Raw genomic sequence first — 19,871 nt, 5'->3', positions numbered from 1 at the left:
GAATTGCTTTTCACATTTATGACAGAAACTTAGATGGCATTCAACGATTGATGGAGTAGACTAATGGCAGATTTATTTGTTAACGAATTATGAGTCACATGCATTTAACCGCGTCGCCAACGGCTGAAATTTTTACTCAACATGAATTTCGCTCTATTGAACTTGATGAGCATAGCCTTACACTGCATTCGGCACGAGCCGAGGTGAGGATTCCATTTAGTGAATGGTCAGGGAAGCTAAGCGTCAAGCGCGGCGTATTCTGGTCATCAATAACCGTTTTTGCTCATGAAAGTGACGCTCGCCAATTATGCTGGGTCGTCCAGGGGCTACCTTGGCTCAAAGCTCAAGACTTTGCTAAATATGCCGTTTCCTGTTATCAACACTGGCATGAAAATCAGTGTCAATTACTGAATGAGCAGCTACCAAAGTGGGAAGATGAGTTAAGACGGCTTAATGCGTTACCAAGGTTTTTACCTTATTCAAGTGTAGAACAATGGAAACAAGCCGTGAATATTCAGTTTCTTGATATGAATATGTCATTGAGTGAAGCTATTCGGAGAATGCCGAAAAGAGTTAACGCACTGTTACCGTGGCTTGATAATACCAGTGAGACATTACAGCATAGAAACCAGACTTGGCTAGAGAATGAGTGCGAAAATTGGCAAGTGTTGTTCGCGCAGTCAGAATCCTCGCCTCTTAATCATTCACAGCAGCTAGCGGTTCTGCACAATAATGACCACAATTTAGTCCTAGCTGGAGCCGGGTCTGGTAAAACGAGCGTAATTATGGCTCGCGTCAGCTACTTACTGCAAAGTCACCTTGCGCAACCAGAACAGATATTACTGGTGGCTTTTGGTCGTGATGCGGCGAATGAAATGAAGCAGCGACTCGTCGCTAAATTAGGACAAACGGCAGATAGTATCTCGGTTCTAACGTTTCATCAGCTAGGACTCAAGCTCCTTAAGCAATCCGAAAAAGTATCGGCTTCACTCACGCCATTGGCGACCGAAAAAGCGCAGAAGAATGCGTGGTGCGTTGATTGGTTGAAGAAACATTGGATGACACCGACTAATTACAAGCGGTGGCAAAAACACCTTTCACGGTGGCCCATCGCTTATCTAAAAGGTGATGAAGAGCTAGGCAGTCAATCAGAAAACCCTAAACTTATTGCTTGGTTGGAGCAGCAGCTTGATCAGCTGGTGTCATCGGGGTTAACTAAAAAAGCGATTCAGGAACAAATTGTCGACAACGAAGAATACTCACGCCTTAATAGTGAGCTGATGCTTTGTTGGCCATGTTATCAAGCATGGCAAAAGATGCTGAAGGAGAATGGTCAGATAGATTTTACATCAATGATTACGCAGGCAACGAAACTGGTAGAGAGCAAACAGTTCTCATCGGCTTGGAAATATATCATGGTGGACGAATATCAGGATATCTCGCCAGATCGTTTAGCATTAATTCAAGGCTTGTGTGAACAGTCATTGGGTGAAGATGACCAAGCAACGTTATTTGCGGTGGGCGATGACTGGCAATCTATCTATCAATTTACCGGTGCTGATGTTGATCTGACAACAGGATTCTCTCGACGGTTTCCTAATGCTTCGGTTCATCAACTCGATACCACGTATCGTTTTAACAATATGCTCGGTAGTGTTGCAAATCGATTTATACAAGAGAACCCTAATCAATTAGAAAAGTCGTTGAATAGCCATAGGGTGGTCAAACAAAAATCGGTCGTTATAGAAAGTGCGAGCCGTATAGAAAAAATATTGGATGACTTGAATAGCAAAGTTAAATCTAATGCATCAGTTCTGTTGCTAGGACGAAATCACTACCACTGCCCAGAGTTGTTCGCGGATTGGCAAAAACAATTTGCAAAGCTGTCTCTCGAGTTTATGACGTGCCATAGCAGTAAAGGTAAAGAAGCGGATTACGTTATACTGGTTAATGTGGATGAAGGGCAGTTCCCTGCTAAGCGTAAGTACATTCATCTAAATAATGCTTTGACAGCAACAACAGATACCTTTCCCCATGCCGAAGAGCGAAGGCTATTTTATGTGGCTTTGACACGCGCAAAGAAGAAAGTATGGGTGACCTATCAGTCATCACCGTCTTCGTTCGTAAAAGAAATTGCTGAATACGACCAAGTTATAATGAAGAAATAGATATAGTGAAGAAATAACAATTAGAGGATACCAAGTGTTAAATCTCGAACATTACCAAGCGATCATCTTTGATATGGATGGCACGTTACTTGATACCATGCCTACCCATTTGGAAGCATGGAAACAAACCGTGGAACACTTTGGATTACCGTTTGATGAGCAATGGGTTCATTCGATGGGTGGGATGCCTAGTGTGAAAATAGCGGCGGTATTGCTTAAAGAGGCAGAGAGCACTATCGAACCAAAAGAAGTGGCTAGCTTCAAATTAAAAACGTTCACAGAGATGCCAATAAGCGCAGAGCCGATTGCACATACCCTGAACGTAATGAACACCTATTTAGGTGATAAGCCGATGGCAATAGGAACGGGAAGCATGCGAGAGTCGGCGCATCGACTACTCAAGCACGCTGAGTTATTTGAACACTTTGAGTGTGTTGTCTCATCCGATGATGTTGAACGCCACAAACCCAATCCCGATACGTTTTTACGCGCTGCTCAATTAATGCAAGCCGAAGCGAGGCATTGTATTGTATTTGAAGATACAATGCTGGGCTTACAGGCTGCTCATGCTGGTGGAATGGATTGTTATTTAGTCACACCAGACGGCTTTGAATTTTACCCTTTTAAGGGGGATAATTAGAATTTAACCATTGACTAATATCACTCTAATGGTTGTTTTAATACATGATATAGAAATAATAGGATTTACTTACACAACGTTACTTAAGTAAATAGATGAGTATTGATAATATACCTGCATAGCTATATATAATTTAGCAATTTCATTACGCCAAGGAAGGAACAGTATGAATACCGCAGGTATATATTCTAATAAAAATGATATAATACAAGATTTAGTAACTGAATCTGATAGCGGTGTCGTATCTGCCGTTTATAATGGGCTGCATTTTAATAGTGTTTTTCAACCCATCTATGACCGTAGTCAGCGGGTTTACGCCTTTGAAGGCTTAGTCAGAATTCATGACGAACACGCAAACATTATTGACCCTTCTTTGTTTTTTTCTAAAGTCGAAAGTGATGTAACAAACAATATCGTGCACACACTGCTATGCGGAAAAATTCATCTGGCAAATTTTTTGCAATCTAACTTCAGCCATTTGAAGCTATTTATCAATGCATCACCTTCAGTCTTTAAATCGTTAGCAAACACACCAGAAGCAGTAGAATACTTTGTACAAAGAAATTATGAGCTTGGCAGTAAGCCATCGCAGGTTGTGTTTGAAATTACAGAGTTTGTAGAATCAGATTTGAATGCCATAGTGAAAGGGAAAGAGTGCCTGACGCAATATGGAATTCAAACAGCATTGGATGATTTTGGGACATCTCATTCAACGCCTAAACGAGCAATGAAGATTAAAGCGCCATATCTAAAGCTTGATAAGAGTATTGTTAATGATAAAAGTCAGGTGATTGCTGCGGTAAAGTTGGCAAAAAAAATCAACGCTATTACTATTGCTGAAGGCATTGAGGACTTCTCAATAGCTAAGATGTGTATGAATTCCGGGGTTGATCTTTTTCAGGGGTATTATTTCTGCAGGCCGCTATCAATATTAGAATTAGAAAACCAGCTGCGTTGACACTTGCGACTTGGTTACGCGTTACTTTTGCCTGTTAATAATGGAAATTAAACTAGCGGTAATTGGTTAACATTGCTATCTATCACGTGTGCGATGGTTCTAGAACGGCCTTTTTGAATTCGAAATTTTAACAAAAGTGACTTTGTCATACTCTCGATTGTTTGTTGTAGGCTTGTTTTTGCACTCAAAGAACCTTTCGTTTTTTCTTCTTGGACAGGGCGTTTTAGACTTGTCTGGCTGCTATTTTGTATCAAGCTTTGGTTATTAAGTTGAGAAAATGCATCACTTTCACTACTTATTAATGAGTTAGACACCTTGATCACGGAAGTTTTCTTAATGGCTGAGGTCAATTTAGAATGATCAAGACTAGAGACCTCCATTATGATATTAGAGATATTGCTACAACCTGACATAGCTAGTATTAGAAAAGAAGTGAATATACAAAATTTACTCAGCATACGACCTCTTGGCGGTAAGTAGTTAAAAACAATAATCATATAGGTGTACTTTTGCATAGCCTAGTATCATATACAGCGCAAAAGAACTGTCACTGGCTACATAATAAAAAATTAAAGCGAGATGTCTAGATGTACAGTAATTAATACAGTGCTCTTTTTGGTGGCATGTAAGCATATTCACAAGTGATAATTGTTAACAAACTATATTTTTTTGTAATATTTAGTCGTATTTTATCAGTTTAGAATGATTTAGAGCGATTTTCTCACTAACGAACTGCTTTATACAGTGTGCTGTTTTGTTTAATTTCTATTTGTAAGCGTAAGTAAGCAATGAGGTGTAATAAACTTCTTACTCCCTATTGCTAATAACTTCTCCGCTATTGTTGAGTGTGAAAGATAAATCAATATACTCCTTCGCGACGCGTACTATGAGGGAAGGAAATGAGCTGCAAGATTTTACTGGTAGAGGATGATACTGAGATAGCACAGCTGACAAAAATGTATCTAGAGGCTGAGGGTTATCACGTCACCGCGATCGACAACGGTTCAGACGCTTTACCCACAATCCAAAAAATGCAACCTGATTTAGTTATTCTGGATTTAATGCTACCGGAAAAATCTGGTATTGATATTTGCCGTGAAGCGCGTGAGTTTTATTCGGGCATGATCATAATTTTGACAGCAGCAGAGGATGAAATGAGTGAAGTTTCATTGCTTAAGCTTGGTGCCGATGATTATCTAATGAAACCAGTGAGAGGGCACATTCTAGTCGCCAGAATTGAGGCACTGAAGCGTCGCTGCCAACCAGAAGTCAAGGTAGATAAACACACTTCGCTTCATGACGCATTTGGTATCGTCATCAACAGTGATCGCCAAACTGCATATTACCAACAAAAACCGCTTAATCTGACTAACTCTGAATTTGAAATACTTCAAGTGTTGGTTGAACACTCAGGTACCACTGTATCGAGAGATCATTGTTGCCGTCTTGCTCGTGGAATTGAATACTGCTCATCGAATCGCTCTATAGATATGAGGGTGTCGGGACTGCGTAAAAAGTTGATTCAAGCCGAGGTGTATTCAGTCACGATAAAGACGATAAGGAATCAAGGCTATCGACTAGTAGGGAGTCATACATGACGGTGTATACTCGCCCAAAGTCCATGTTCTCTTGCTTGTACCTAGAAAGTTTGGTTGGCCTTGTGATCACCTTTTTAGTTTTTCTGCATTTAACCGAGGACTACGTAAGAGGCTCAGATGCGGAAACGTTTGTTGATAGCGGGGTAAGACACGTAAAAAATTACCTAGATAGTCAATTTGAGCGAGATGGATTATATGGTCGTTTAAATAATGCCAAAGCGTTGACGTTTTATGATTACAAATTGCGAGTGGTGAGCGCGTACAATGTCAATCAAGACCGTTGTGAAGGTTGTCAATTCTTCACCATAACCCATGGTATAAGCGTTTTTATCGATAGTGATGATTTGTTTTACGCGGCGTTTCCTATCCCAAACTCAGAACGCTATTTGTTGTTTAGAGAATTAGAAGACCCATTTTCGTCAACGACACCTTGGTACCACGATCGAGATAATCACTTTTTTGTTTTGTTGTTTATTACCATGGCGTTAGCGCTTGCTGCATTACTCTATTTACCCATTAGAAGAGTGAACAAACGGATCAACAAGCTGTTGAGAGCCCAAGCAGCGTTTGGGCAAGGAAATTTGTCAACACGCTCTGAAGCCTTTCATATTTCGCCTGTTAAAGAGTTTGCGGAAAGTTTTAATGAAATGGCGTCGGACATTGAGTCACGAGTCAAAGAGTCGATGATATTCGCTCAGGCTATCCCACATGAAATTAGGACACCATTAAGCCGAATACAAATGGCAAGCGACTTACTAAGGCGAGAAGATACAAAAGACAGAGAAAGGCTGTTCAATGATATTGATGACTATATACAAGATATCTCTTCGTTAACCACCGACATTTTACAACTATCACGTTTAGGAAATGGACGCTGCAGTACCGTTAACGCACGCCCTGAACGTTTTTGCTTGAGTGAGTTCTGTAGGGACAGAATTAAGATGGTTGTGGGAGACGGGGGCGTTCGGCTAGTTGAAGACAAGTCTGAGTTTAGCGAAGAGTATGTTGGGGTTCAGTGTTTCGCTAAGTTGGTCATCGATAATTTATTGAAAAATGCAGATCGTTACAGCTGTGGCGAAGTTGTGGTCTCTGTTCGTAGTTTTGACCCCTGCTGGACCATCGATATAGAAGACAATGGGCCTGGAATTCCCGTAGAAAAGCGAGATGAAATTTTCTTAGCGTTTTCTCGTCTCGAAAAACACAGAAACCAAAACCAAGGCGGCTTTGGGTTAGGCTTGGCTATTGCTAATCAGGCGGCGAAAAACTTAGGTTGGTCAATATCCGTTGATGAAAGCCACTTAGGTGGCGCTAGATTTACGGTCGTTATTCCGAAACGCCGCTTGGACAGTGCGAAGATGTAAAGTGTCGCCGATGTGACGCAGCTAGTGATGATGGTCGGTAGATGGAGCACTTAGTAGGAATGGTTTTTATGTGGTGTTGATAATTCTACGTCAGAATTACCGTGTCTGTTTTATATGAAATTAAAACGCAAAAGAGCCGCTAATTATTAGCGGCTCTTTTAGAATGTGGCGGAGAGATAGGGATTTGAACCCTAGAAGGGCTATTAACCCTTGCCGGTTTTCAAGACCGGTGCTTTCGACCACTCAGCCATCTCTCCGTTGTTGGCGCTAATATTATTCGTAACTGCTAACCCTGTAAAGAATAAATTTTCGTTGAGTGAACTGTTTGCTTAAATCCTGCCCATTTTGGTTTTAGAGTAACCAAAAGTAAGGTTTTAAAGAGTGTTGATGAAAATCGCTATCGTTATCAAAGTGATTTGATAACGTTTACAAATTAATAAAATATTGTTTTTTATGCGTAACCATATGATTATTTTAAATAAAACACCGTTCAGAATACGTGTGTTAGCTCAAAAACATTTGCACGAAGTTGTGAACTGATTCAAAATATTACGGTTAGTTGAAACGACTGTAAGCTGAGGTCAATATGAAAGTGGTAAAATTGTTTAAACAAAGCGCTGATTCTATTAAGCATCAGTCTGAGCTTATGCAATGGATGTCGCCGGCAATTCGCGAGTATTGGTCTGAGTTTGTAGATAAAACCCACAACCGTAATTTTCTCGCTTGGGTTAGAGACTATCACAAGCCAGCAGTAAATGAACCCCATGTTACGGATTTGACGCCTGAGATTGTGTTAAAGCCAGAAGCACAACGCTTGTATCTAGAACTGCAAGATAAAGTGGGCACAGTCATTCATGAAGGGGATTGGTTGGCGGTTGGTCAAGACCGTATTAACCAGTTTGGTGCTGTTACTGAAGATAATCAGTGGATTCATACTGACCCTGAGCGCGCTACAACGGAATCGCCATTTAAAACGACTATCGCGCATGGTTTCCTGACTCTGTCTTTACTTCCTGCATTGACCGACAGTGTCGATCCTAATAAGCCAATGTTTCCAACAGCGAAGATGATGGTGAATATTGGTTTGAACCAAGTCCGATTCCCTTACCCAGTTAAGGCTGGAAGTAACCTTCGCGCGAAGAGCACCTTAGTAAAGGTTACGCCAATTAAAAAAGGGTTGGAGATAGAGCGAGAGATCCGAGTCGAGATAGAAGGTATCCGCCGACCAGCATGTATTGCAACATCAGTGATTCACTTGCACTTCTAATGTTCTAAAACGAATAGTTATCTACAACAAAGCCCAGTGATATCGCTGGGCTTTGTTGCATCTATCGCCGTTAATTGGGATTAAGGTTGACGTCAAAGGTGAAAAGAGTTAATTAAAGCGCTGATTCTACGTAACACACTTCATAGTTAAGCTTTAGCTCGCGAAAAACCCTCATCCAACGTTTTTGATTATCTTGAAGTCTGTCTCCAGGCCCTTTCACTTCACACCAGAACCATTTATTCGCTTTGAAAGCAATAAGGTCTGGCATACCAGTCCGATAAGCTTTTAAATCTATTAGCATAGTGTCGAATAGAGCTGCAAGGGTATGGTTAGGTATGGTGGTGACCGCCAGCTCTATCCACTCGCGATCAACGAGATCCCAAGCGATGAAAGGATTTTGTAATCCGTATTTGTCCTCAATTAGTGAGATGAACTTCCAGATTCCAGATTGTCGAATCTCTGCTAATCGCGTGTCGATCATGCCTTGGCGCTTTGTTTTAAAGCTATCTCGATAAAGATCGAGGGGTTGACGTTGATAGGGATTGATAAAGGCGCCGTCGACCGGAGCAAAGATAATATCCCAAAAGGCCAGTCCAAATAGGGTATTAAGAAAGTGGTTTTCGAGATAAAAGGCCTGCCAACCCTCGTTAACCAATGAATCGCGAACCGCTAGTTCGACACGTTGAGTAGTAAGATCTAACGTTAGCTTTCTCTCTGGAATGCTGAATAGCACCGGCTTTGGTGGTGAGGTTCTAAGTTTTTTTGCGACGGTGGAGGCCAGACGAAACGCGACTTCTTGCTCAGGGACATTTTTCGGCTTTTCTATCATCGCCATGGTAACAGATTGAGCCTGATGAAAATGTTCTTGTTTCATGTACATTCTGACGCAGCGTTCTCGTGCTGGCGGTAAGTCGGTTTGTTTTAATAAATGGATGGCTTGCTCAAAGTTGTTGAGACGCTCAAAATCTCGCCCGATAGCGTTAATTAGTTTTCCCGCGAGCCGACTAGAGTAGCTGCCTTTTGTAGTGGGGATGTGTAAGGAAAGCTGTGTCAGAGATGTCTCGCATGTTTTATCGATATGCTTATACTGCTCTGACAAAATGTGAAGCGCCATTGCCGTATCAACATCTTCTCTGCTATTAAACAGGCGAGTACTCGCTGAAATTTCATAGTGCTCAAAACGATGAATTCCGAGATCATTAAGTACAAATTGCGCGAACTCTTGATGCTGGTTGCCAAAAAATAGCAGACAGAACAACGCTAGCTTATCGTTATCCAGTAGTTGTACTGCTGTAAAAGGAAGATTGAGGGGCAGGCTGGCGTTAGTTGCTGCAAGCGTTTGCAGGAGTTCAGGTTTACGTAAATTTTTTGGTAGCTCAGGGAATAAATGTAAAATCTCCGCTTTAGTCAGCAATGCGGTTGCTAACGTTGTTATGTCAACGGCAACGGTATCGTTAATAAAACGCTGATTTACTAACTCAGCGATACAACTGTCAATCGAATCCAGTTCAGGGTAGTGAAGCTTGTCACTACGAAACCATTCTCCTTTCCGGGTCATTAGCCGTATGAGCAAACATTGAGCATCGTTAGTTAATTTACGAAAACGCGCCAGCCAAAGAGATTCCTCATGATTAAGAAAATCAGCATACAAATGTTCTACATGGCACAAAAGTTTGTGAAAATTAGCCAAATAGTATTTAGGAGCGAGAGTAATTTGAGATGATGCCGCCACGGGTGCCTTAACTGATATAGCTAGATGTGAGTTGACTTGCACACCATTATCTACGTGATTGAAAGATAGAATGCCAAGTTTAAAGCCATCGTAGCGCTAAACGTTGTGACTCTCAAGTTGGGCATGGTATTTAGGGCTGTCTAATTCATGTTATCAACGGCTTAACCTTTGGGTCGTTAGGTATGGCTTAGATGCGTTTTTAACGACTCTTTCATTGCGGTTAGTGTGACGCAAGGGCGATTAAATCAATGGTTAATATAAGCTTATGGTGACGTTGTAACAACACGTTCATCCATTGTTAGTCCGTAACTGGTTGATTATTGGTCAGTTGGTGTGTACTTAAAACTTTACATGGCGTCATTAATTAAAAACAGGTGGTAAATTTGCCTTTTTTTAAAATTAATGATTGCACTATTTGCTGCAAGCAGATAAGTTACCAACAAAGAGCACGACATAAGTCACATAATGGAGTGTACATCGTGCTTGATAGTCGTAGATACAAAGAATAGGAAGAAGTAAGCAATGTTCCAAACTGATGATGTAAGAATTAATAAAGTAAAAGAACTCCTACCGCCAGTCGCGGTATTAGAGAAATTTCCAGCGACAGAAGTTGCTTCTTCGACAACCTTTAATGCACGCCAAGCGATTCATAATATTTTGTCCGGTGATGATGATCGACTCCTTGTTATCGTTGGCCCTTGTTCTATCCACGATACAGAAGCGGCAGTGGAGTACGGCAAGCGACTTAAAACGCTACGTGATGAGCTTGGCGATAAACTAGAAATCGTTATGCGTGTCTATTTTGAAAAACCACGTACGACGGTTGGTTGGAAGGGTTTGATTAACGACCCATATCTTAACGATACCTTTAAAATTAACGATGGCCTGCGAATGGCTCGTAAACTTTTGCTCGACTTGACGGATATGGGCATGCCAACGGCGAGTGAATTCCTTGATATGATCACACCTCAATATGTGGGTGATTTGATCAGCTGGGGAGCAATTGGTGCTCGTACCACAGAGTCGCAAGTTCACCGTGAATTGGCTTCTGGTATTTCTTGTCCAGTAGGTTTCAAAAATGGTACCGATGGCAACATTAAGATTGCTTCAGACGCAATTCGCTCTGCCAGTGCGTCTCACCATTTCTTGTCAGTGACTAAATATGGACACTCTGCGATCATCGAAACTGCGGGTAACAAAGATTGTCACTTGATTTTACGTGGCGGTAAAGAGCCAAACTACAGTGCTGAACACGTAGGAGCGATTAAAGAAGAGTTAACAGCTTCTGGTTTGCCTCAGAAGGTGATGATCGATTTTAGTCACGCGAATAGTTCTAAACAGTTTTCTCGTCAGAAAGTTGTTTCTGAAGATGTTTCTGCGCAACTTGCTAATGGTGAAGACGCGATTTTTGGTGTGATGATTGAATCTCACCTAGAAGAAGGACGTCAAGATCTTGTTGATGGTGTTGCGGCTAAGTATGGTCAATCTATTACCGATGCGTGCATTGGTTGGGACGACACTGAAGCCGTACTTCGTCAGTTAGCAGACGCAGTCGTTGCGCGCCGTAACGCGTAGAAGTTTCTGTTATTTCGCTGATATCAGTATCAGTCATTAGTGTGTTACGTAATTAGTAGTTTAGACGCTAACTAGAACCATAATGCTAAAGCCTCCGATAGTATTGGAGGCTTTTTTATTTGATTTTAACCGTACGTCGTGCTTTAATTTTTCGAGATTGAAACATGATTAGGATAAATAATGAAAAAGCACACTCTTATTCCTGCGGCAGCATTGGCTTTTGTTTGCACATTTACAACAAGTTCAGCCATCGCCGCGCAAAGCAATGGAATAGTCTCGTCAGAAGCGCTTTGTAAAGCAGGGTTGGCTTTGGCATTAGACAAGCAACCTCGTGGAATTAATGCAAGATCAGGGAAGCACTCTCAAGTATTACTGTCATTAAAGAATGGCAAGAATGATTGGGACTACCGCTGTAGTGTCAACCGAGGATCAAAAACACTGAAATTAGAAGCTCGAGACTTAAAACGTAATGATGCCTATCTGAAGCAAGCAATTCGATATGACGTGAACAATGGTGGTCGGTCCGTAGAAGTGAAGATGAAAAGGCGAAAAGGAGGGGTAAAGTCAGAACAATACCAAGCGGTACAACTGAAAAATAGTTAATGTTGGGACCAAATGACAGCGAGTGACATATACCGATACGTGACATTTACCGATAGCGAGCGGGGCATGATCTAAGCTCACTTGTTATCGGTAGATTGTGACCGTTCAAGAAAGGGACGTTGTAACTTCTTCTCTTGAACGGCAAACTAAGACAGACCACATGGCTTCAAAACTTGCCAGTGCAGCCCAATTATTTGCTTATGGCAGAGTTTGGAAAGGTTGGACTATCACTGATAGGTTCTGGATTATCGGCCAGCGACCTTGGATCAAATTTCAACGTTTGTGTTGGGTAGGCGATGTCAGCATCGTGCTTATGGATGATAGCCATAATCTGTAATAGTACATCTTGTTTTACTTCATGGTATCGAGCCCAGTTAACTGTTTTAGTAAAAGCATAAACAAAGAAATTGAGCGACGAGGCACCAAAAGAGTCGAAGTTAACCATTAACGTTTGCTTACTATCAATATCTCGATGGCTTTCTAGCATCGTTTTGATTTCTCCGACAATAAGGCTCACTTTATCGCCATCGTCATAGCGTAGTCCGATGGTCTCAAATATCCGGCGATTAAGCATACGAGAAGGGTTTTCAACAACAATGTTGCTAAATACAGAGTTCGGTACGTAGAGTGGTCTTTTGTCAAACGTACGGATAATGGTCATCCGCCAGCCAATTCTTTCGACCGTGCCTTCAATATTACGATCGGGAGAGCGAATCCAATCACCGACCTTAAACGGACGGTCGAAATAGATCATCATGCCACCAAAGAAGTTTGAGAGTAGGTCTTTAGCCGCAAGACCAACAATCAAACCACCCACACCACCAAATGTCAGTAGGCCAGAAAGGCTAAGGCCTAAAGACTGCATCACCGTCAAGATGCCAATGGTGATAAAGAACAGTCTAGCGACTTTAGCGATTGCTTGGACGGTGGTTTCGTCACGTTTCTTTTGGGCAAGAACGTGCGTTTCCACGTTTTGAATAAGACGGAGTGAAATCCAAATGAAGATGGCGATCACCAGCAGTAAATCGACTTGTCCAATCCACTGGCTATCAATATTAGAGTGTGCAGAAACAATTAAGCCAATAGAGATGGTCGCTGGCCATAGCCAAATTAAGGCACTAATCGGCGAGCGAACCGCTCGGATCAGGAGATCATCCCATTCTAAATGAGTGTGTTGTGCTAACGCTTCAATACGTCGATAGATCACTCGCCATGCAATCCAAGCGATAAAACTCGACACAGTGATTAATAGGACATTACTTAACCAATCATAACCAAACGATTGGATGTAGCTCTGAAGAATATCCATGGAACTGTTCATCTTGATAAGACACCTTTTGTGAATTTCGACCTTCGTTAGTTAGTGTAGAGCCTGTCGAAGGATTGTAATAGTCAGATAATACTGGATATTTGAGTGGTTTTGTATTCAGCCGCTGTATTTTATCAAGTTTGCAGTACTCAAGACGTTTCTGGATAGACCCTAGCATTTGTTGATGAGGTAATGGGAACTAGAACGAGGAGAATGCTAGAGTGTGTTGCTAAGTGTCGTGGTCAATAGAAAATGAGAACTGGCTGCATCTGTGCAGCCAGGTTTGAAGGGGTAATCTTATTGATTGAATAGAGGTAAGAACTCATCGTAGCCTAGTTGGGCGAGTTTTGACTTAGGAATAAATTTCATCGCGGCAGAATTCATGCAATAGCGCAACCCTGTCGGCTTAGGGCCATCTTTGAATACATGGCCAAGGTGTGAGTCACCAATACGGCTTCTTACTTCTGTACGTGGATAAATCAATTTGAAATCCGTTGTCGTGACGACATACTGATCACTAATTGGCTTGGTAAAGCTTGGCCATCCAGTTCCTGATTTATATTTGTCAGTCGACGAGAACAGAGGTTCTCCTGTCACGATATCAACGTAAATACCTTCTTGTTTGTTATCCCAATAAGGGTTATCAAATGGTCGCTCAGTACCGTCTTCTTGTGTCACGTAGAACTGCAGTGGTGTTAAGGTGTTTTTAATGGTTTCTTCTGACGGCTTCTCATAACGCTTGGCATTTGTACCGCCTTTTTGGTTATCGATGAGCATTCTTAATGTCATCGGCATTTCTTGGCGATTGTCGCCAAAGATTTCATCTAAATATTGATCTCTACCTGAGTTATAACGGTAGTATTTATATTTTAGGCTGCTCTTTTTGTAGTAATCCTGATGGTACTCTTCTGCGGGCCAAAATTGAGTATAAGCAATCAGCTCTGTCGCGAGTGGCTTTTTGAAAATACCTAAAGCTTCGATTTCTGACATAAAGCTTATAGCAATCTGCTTTTGTTCATCGTTGTGGTAAAAAATAGCGGGCCGATATTGAGGACCTCTGTCAACAAAGGATCCTTTGCTGTCTGTCGGGTCAATGTGTCGAAAAAATTGGTCTAGGACGTTTTCGTAACTGACGATGTCGCTATCGTATGTCACCTGAATAACTTCGATATGCCCGGACTTACCACTCGATACTTGTCTGTAGGTCGGGTTTTCAAGATCTCCTCCTGCGTAACCGGATACTACACTGATCACACCAGGCAGTTGTTCTAAGTCAGACTCCGTACACCAGAAACAACCGCCAGCTAGAGTTGCTACAGCAGTATTTTTAGCAGTCATTGTCTTTGTAGAATCAGCATTGCCGGGTTGGCTTGTCAGGAGGAACAGCAACGGAGTGGCTAATACCGCTGCGACTAATAATTTTGAAAGTGTTTTCATAAAGACCTCAATCGCTTAAACATCATATCGTTCAGTTAAGAAGACAGAGCTACGCAGTAAAAAATTTCAGCCGTTGTTAAATTAGTTTGCGGTTCTTAAGTGCTTATAGTGTTGCGTACGTAAAACCTAGACAAAAAGTACAATACTTTAAAGTCACGCCGCTTTGTTGTGGTTGTGTTTTTTCGAAATAAAGTGGGTTCGAGTAGTAATCCTAGAAGTAGGGATGGTAAAGTGGAACGATTGATGTTGGGGAGTAACGACTTAACAGGACTTCCCAATGATGGACGTAATAATATAGTAATATGAATCGCTTAGAGGCAGATATGCAAGCAAAAGTAAAATGGGTGGAAGGATTTAAGTTTTTAGCAGAGTCCCAATCTGGTCACGCCATGGTAATGGACGGCAGTGGTGGCAAAAGTGCACCTAGCCCTATGGAGATGGTTTTAATGGCAGCTGGTGGGTGCAGCTCTGTTGATGTTGTTGATGGTTTGAAAAGTGCTAGTCAGAACGTGACTGGTTGTGTTGCAAAGCTATCTAGTGTTCGACGTGACATAGCGCCAAAGATTTTTACTCAAATCAATATTCATTTTGAAGTCAGTGGCGAGCAACTTGATCCAGCTATTGTTGCTAAGGTCGCGAAAGACTCGTTGGAGAAGTACTGCTCAGTATGCTTGATGCTAGGCGAGGGTGTTGAAATGACCCATAGTTGGGAAATCGTTTAGCGATCAGTAATACCGTTAATGATAGGGTGCCTCTAGTAAGTGGTGGTAAATCTTTAAGTGGCGGCAAGTGTGAATAGATGTTCTTATTGTGGACTTTAAAAATATGACCGCCACTACGCCTAGCGGTAAAGGTGTTCGAATAAATAGACTTGAAAAAGTACCTGTCAGCATGAGTAATAATTCATCTACTAGCGATGCGGGGCGCACTATCTACGAGCAATTGGTCATTGTACTGGGTAAACGTTTGTACGATGATCAGTTAACCTTAGAGGGGATCTCGAGAGTAGACGCTTTGATAAAGTACGTCTTAGAAAACGACTGCTCTAAGACGATTATTGCCTTTTGTGGCGGTACAACTGGCAATCAAGTGGTTTCAGAATCGCAAGCTATGTACCAATATTTTTGTCAGCGATTACCGAAGTATGAAATGGTGAGGCTAGGCAAGGTCCTACTTGAAGATAAATCAACCAATACGATAGAAAACATTCAACACTTATCTCAAGTAGTGATTAATAGTGGGCTTATTCTACCCGGTTCTAGTATCCCGGTTAGATTGATCTCCAATGATTACCATCTTAGTCGGCTCATCGATATTCAAACTTACCTTGATGAGCAAGGATTACTGAAGTTATTAGTGACGCGGTGCCAAGTCCATGGACTGACGGTGCTGATTTCTTATGATATCAACCACCATGTTGCCGTCCCTTATCCTTACCAAACACCTCAAGGCCTTGCCTTTTTGGCGGTAGATGAGTTAACAACTTATCGAGTATATCTAGAAGGAGTGATGAACCACGTTTTTGAACGCCCACTCACAGATGTAAGAGAAATGCCGCTCAAAATAGCAAGGAAGGCGTTAAGTCATTTGAAACAGTACGGCAGACATCATAATGACAAGCTTGTGTTGATGTCGATTGAAATCCTGAACTCCGCTATTAAGTCGACGCCCCCAGAGTGTTCGAGTCACATATTGCGACATAATCTAGCGCAACTAGATACAGCTTTGACGATGCTAAATCGCTATCTCGACCCAGAAAATGACGTTAAGCGATAGTGCGGCTTTAACCTAGATATTTGCAACCAATAATTAGATTGAATACTCTACTTTTTGGCTCGAAAATGGAGAGGAAATACCTCTAACTTCATATAAATGCGAAAATAATTGCCAATTGAGTAGAAGCTCACCGATCCTGTTCTAAACTCACTATTAATTAAACTTTCGTTTAGCAAGTGGAATAGTGATGGTAAACTTTTGGAATAGTCTCTCGGTAAAGCGAAAAATATTCACTCTGGTAATACTGCCAGTATTACTCATCCTTTATCTCGCATCTAGGCAAGTGACGACACTAAACACTCAATTAGCCAACTTGGAAAAAGTAGAGTGTTTGGTCGTTTTTTCACAAGTCTTATCCGATCTTCAAACTAAAGCCCACTTAGCGCGATTAACCAGTGACCCTGTCGAGACGACGTCACAATATGATCGACTAATCACGCTTTCTGAATCACTATTTTCTGGCGAAGATCTACATCACCTTCAAGGGCTTATTGCTGATTATCAGGAAAGTATCACGTCTATGGCTGACGCTGCAGATGCTGAAGAGAAAAGTGAAATTGTTGAGTGGCAAGTAGATACTTATAAGCAAATCCTACTATTGCTTGAGAAGTCACCGCATAGTGGAGCGATAGCGGCGGTTGATGGACACATGACCGCTTTATCTCAGCTTGAATGGTTAATGTTCTGGGCAGAAGAGGAAAACTGGCAAATACAACAATTGATTGGTGCTCAAACTGATCAAGATCGTATTGAGACGATTAAAGATGAAATCCGCAGCCTTACTCAAAGCCAGCAACTATTTGTTGAACGATTTGTGGCAATTAATGCCGATACACAGCAGGTTGCGCTTCTTCTAGAGACCTTTTCCAATATTACTTTCCAACAAAGTAGTCAGTTTCGCGGTACGCTACTTAGTGCAGAAACACCAAATACCTTGCCTGTAGCGGACGTGAATATTGGGCTAAGTGCGCTAGCATTGCGTCTAAACTTACTACAATCCGTTGCCGATTCCATCGAAATGCAACTTCGCAATGAAATTGGCTCGCTTGTTAAGACATTCGAGCAAACTCGTACCGTTTTCTTTGCTGGTATAGGAGTCCTTACTGCGTTAGTTATTTTTACCGGGGTGAACCTTGCTCATCGAGTTATTAAGAACCTAAATTTGGTATTGAAGTACTTAGAGGGAGATGAGAAAGAACAGCAGAGCTCATTAAGTGAACGGGTGCGTGGTAATGATGAATTGAGCCGTTTTGCTCAAGAAGTTGAACGCCTTACTCTAGAGAGGCACGAAAGCCAGAAAAGGCTTTTTGAGGCCAAAGAAGACGCAGAGCAGGCCAAAGAAGATGCGATTCAAGCCAGCAAAGCAAAAAGTAGCTTTTTAGCCAATATGTCACACGAAATTCGTACGCCCCTAAACGGAGTAATTGGCATATCTGAGGTGTTATCAGATACCGACTTAACCGCGACGCAAAAAGATTATGTCGATACGATAGAAACTTCGTCTCATTTACTACTTAGCCTGATTAACGACATTTTGGACTTCTCCAAAATTGAATCAGGAATGTTACAGATCAACCCACACTCAACATCGATACGCGAGACCATTTATGACATCGCATCTATTGTTGCTCCTAAGGTAAAAGAGAAAGGAATTCGACTGAACGTTGATATTGATTCAACCGTTCCGTTTAGAGTATTAGCAGACGATCATAGAATACGTCAGATCCTAATGAACTTTATGTCTAATGCGGTGAAATTTACTAGTGAAGGTATTGTTAGCATTGGCGTGCATCATCAAGGTGAGCAAGACAACATCGCGAGCTTAGTCTTTGAGGTCAAAGATTCAGGGATAGGCATTGAGGAGTCACGACAGGCGAATATTTTTGAAGCTTTTGCTCAAGAGGATGATTCGACCACAAGACAATTTGGAGGGACTGGGCTCGGTTTGGCCATTAGTACTCAGCTTATTGAGCTAATGGGTGGGCACATTGAGTTAGACTCGGAAAAAGGGAAAGGCAGTCGGTTTTATTTCACGCTGAACTTGCCCATTGATGAACGTGCCTACCAGCATAGCCATGAACTCAAGTTTGATGAGTTGGTGATGGTTTGTGAAGATAACGAGTACGAGGAGCGAATCAGACGAGACCTTACGTTTTACAATTTAGATACCGCCAGAGTTGTACCAAATATTGCAAGTGTTCAGCCGCTCACACCGGATAAACGAACGATTGTTATCTATGTAGAAGGTGGCTCTGTTTCTTCCATACAGGATGAGGGAAGCTTTGCGGAGTTGAACTCACACCAGTCGGCGATTTGTTTGATTAGGCAGTTTGAGGGCATCAACCGAGATTTCGGGCGAAATATCAGTGCACTCATCACTTATCCATTGCTCGGAAGCCGCTTACTAAAATCGATAGACGCGTGTTGCAGAGCTATCGAACAAGGGGGGCCTACACTTAAGCAGACTATTATACCGACGGTAAACGTCTCTATATTGCTCGTGGAGGATAACCTTGTTAATCAAAAAGTAGCGTCGCTACACCTTAAAAAACTCGGTTATGACTTTGATATAGCGAATAACGGCTTAGAAGCGGTTGAGCACTACAAGTCAGGTAAAAATTATAGCGTGGTATTGATGGACTGTATGATGCCAGTGATGGATGGTTTTGCCGCAGCGAAGGTCATTAGGGATTATGAATCGGCAATAAACGCACCGCGCACACCTATTATCGCACTAACGGCAAGTGTCGTGGATGACGATATTCAAAAGTGTTTTGATGCAGGGATGGATGATTACGTACCAAAACCATTCAAGGCGGAGATCCTTAAACAAAAACTGACCAGTGGTGTGGAAGTCAAAGCCGAAAACATTGCTAATCAAGCGTCTCAACAGCAGTCGACGAAGGTAAATAATAACGGTAGTGATGCATCGCAAAGTAGCCATACAAATAGTACGTTTGATTCCCCTCTGCTAAGTAAGGAGTCGGCAATACGAGTGCTGTTAGTAGAAGACAATATGGTCAACCAAAAGGTTGCATCGTTACACCTTAAAAAGGCCGGGTATGACTACGTCATTGCTAATGACGGTCAGCAAGCACTAGATACTTTCCAAAGTGATCCTAATTTTGACGTAATTTTAATGGATTGCATGATGCCGATTAAAGATGGCTTTACTGCAACCAAGGAAATTCGAAGCTACGAGAAGCAGCAAGGGATGATCCCAACACCTATTATCGCGTTGACGGCTAGTGTTGTAGATGATGATATTCAAAAATGTTTCGATGCAGGTATGGATGCGTACGTTCCAAAACCTGTACGCCGTGAAAAGCTTTTCCATGAGATGCAAAACTTGATTTAGAAAGTCTTTGTCCAATGTACCGATACTTAATTGCCTCTCTTATGGGGCTTTTGCTTATTCAGTTTCGTAAAAAGCACGTTTGGCACAAT

The 19,871-nt window shown here is 41.8% G+C and carries 14 protein-coding genes and 1 tRNA gene; 11 read left to right on the top strand and 4 right to left on the bottom strand.

Annotated elements, in window-relative coordinates; genetic code table 11:
- Positions 1 to 98: 98 nt before the first annotated feature.
- From helD to L4D74_RS06065, 5 genes are all read left to right on the top strand, one after another.
- Entirely contained in the window at positions 99 to 2,168 is a 2,070-nt protein-coding gene (gene helD / locus L4D74_RS06085; protein ID WP_428751247.1) for a DNA helicase IV, read from the top strand.
- Between the two features lie 34 nt (positions 2,169 to 2,202).
- On the top strand, positions 2,203 to 2,808 hold the full coding sequence (locus L4D74_RS06080; protein ID WP_428751246.1) for a beta-phosphoglucomutase family hydrolase: 606 nt from the start codon (positions 2,203 to 2,205) through the stop codon (positions 2,806 to 2,808).
- Positions 2,809 to 2,974: 166 nt separating this feature from the next.
- Positions 2,975 to 3,766 (top strand): EAL domain-containing protein, encoded by a 792-nt coding sequence (locus L4D74_RS06075; protein WP_428751245.1) that lies wholly within the window; start codon positions 2,975 to 2,977, stop codon positions 3,764 to 3,766.
- Between the two features lie 899 nt (positions 3,767 to 4,665).
- The gene (locus tag L4D74_RS06070; RefSeq protein ID WP_428751244.1) at positions 4,666 to 5,364 is read left to right on the top strand and encodes a response regulator transcription factor; all 699 of its coding nucleotides are present in this window, start codon (positions 4,666 to 4,668) and stop codon (positions 5,362 to 5,364) included.
- Positions 5,361 to 6,725 carry a sensor histidine kinase gene (locus tag L4D74_RS06065; RefSeq protein ID WP_428751243.1) on the top strand — a complete coding sequence of 455 codons (1,365 nt, stop codon included), beginning with the start codon at positions 5,361 to 5,363 and terminating at the stop codon, positions 6,723 to 6,725. The genes L4D74_RS06070 and L4D74_RS06065 overlap by 4 nt, the downstream gene beginning before the upstream one ends.
- Before the next feature lie 166 nt (positions 6,726 to 6,891).
- Here L4D74_RS06065 and L4D74_RS06060 read toward each other — a convergent pair.
- A tRNA-Ser gene (locus L4D74_RS06060) sits at positions 6,892 to 6,982 on the bottom strand.
- A 329-nt stretch (positions 6,983 to 7,311) separates the two neighbouring features.
- Between L4D74_RS06060 and L4D74_RS06055 the strand changes: the two genes are divergently transcribed.
- On the top strand, positions 7,312 to 7,992 hold the full coding sequence (locus L4D74_RS06055) for a MaoC family dehydratase (RefSeq protein ID WP_428751242.1): 681 nt from the start codon (positions 7,312 to 7,314) through the stop codon (positions 7,990 to 7,992).
- A gap of 112 nt (positions 7,993 to 8,104) precedes the next feature.
- On the opposite strand, the gene L4D74_RS06050 is transcribed toward L4D74_RS06055, so the two are convergent.
- A complete protein-coding gene (locus L4D74_RS06050) occupies positions 8,105 to 9,724 on the bottom strand; it encodes a VRR-NUC domain-containing protein (protein WP_428751241.1) in 1,620 nt (539 codons plus the stop codon).
- A gap of 522 nt (positions 9,725 to 10,246) precedes the next feature.
- On the opposite strand from L4D74_RS06050, the gene aroG reads away from it, so the two are divergent.
- Entirely contained in the window at positions 10,247 to 11,299 is a 1,053-nt protein-coding gene (gene aroG, locus L4D74_RS06045) for a 3-deoxy-7-phosphoheptulonate synthase AroG (protein WP_428751240.1), read from the top strand.
- 180 nt (positions 11,300 to 11,479) lie between these two features.
- The gene (locus L4D74_RS06040) at positions 11,480 to 11,902 is read left to right on the top strand and encodes a hypothetical protein (RefSeq protein ID WP_428751239.1); all 423 of its coding nucleotides are present in this window, start codon (positions 11,480 to 11,482) and stop codon (positions 11,900 to 11,902) included.
- Positions 11,903 to 12,092: 190 nt separating this feature from the next.
- Here the strand turns inward: L4D74_RS06040 and L4D74_RS06035 are convergent, their stop codons facing one another.
- Together L4D74_RS06035 and msrB are read right to left on the bottom strand one after the other, a co-directional pair.
- A complete protein-coding gene (locus L4D74_RS06035; protein ID WP_428751238.1) occupies positions 12,093 to 13,223 on the bottom strand; it encodes a mechanosensitive ion channel family protein in 1,131 nt (376 codons plus the stop codon).
- Positions 13,224 to 13,508: 285 nt separating this feature from the next.
- A complete protein-coding gene (gene msrB, locus L4D74_RS06030) occupies positions 13,509 to 14,648 on the bottom strand; it encodes a peptide-methionine (R)-S-oxide reductase MsrB (RefSeq protein ID WP_428751237.1) in 1,140 nt (379 codons plus the stop codon).
- 323 nt (positions 14,649 to 14,971) lie between these two features.
- On the opposite strand from msrB, the gene L4D74_RS06025 reads away from it, so the two are divergent.
- The 3 genes from L4D74_RS06025 (at position 14,972) to L4D74_RS06015 (ending at position 19,782) form a co-directional block, all read left to right on the top strand.
- Positions 14,972 to 15,370: an OsmC family protein gene (locus L4D74_RS06025; RefSeq protein ID WP_428751236.1), complete on the top strand. Its 399-nt coding sequence runs from the start codon at positions 14,972 to 14,974 to the stop codon at positions 15,368 to 15,370.
- A 169-nt stretch (positions 15,371 to 15,539) separates the two neighbouring features.
- Positions 15,540 to 16,424, top strand: a complete 885-nt coding sequence (locus tag L4D74_RS06020; RefSeq protein WP_428751235.1) for a YdcF family protein — start codon at positions 15,540 to 15,542, stop codon at positions 16,422 to 16,424.
- A gap of 187 nt (positions 16,425 to 16,611) precedes the next feature.
- The gene (locus tag L4D74_RS06015) at positions 16,612 to 19,782 is read left to right on the top strand and encodes a response regulator (protein ID WP_428751234.1); all 3,171 of its coding nucleotides are present in this window, start codon (positions 16,612 to 16,614) and stop codon (positions 19,780 to 19,782) included.
- The last annotated feature ends 89 nt before the right edge of the window (positions 19,783 to 19,871 follow it).

The organism is Vibrio cionasavignyae (genome assembly GCF_050337155.1).
In the GTDB taxonomy this organism is placed as follows: Bacteria; Pseudomonadota; Gammaproteobacteria; order Enterobacterales; family Vibrionaceae; genus Vibrio; species Vibrio nomapromontoriensis.
Note: the sequence above shows the minus strand (reverse complement) of the source record. Positions and strands in the feature narration are given on the sequence as shown.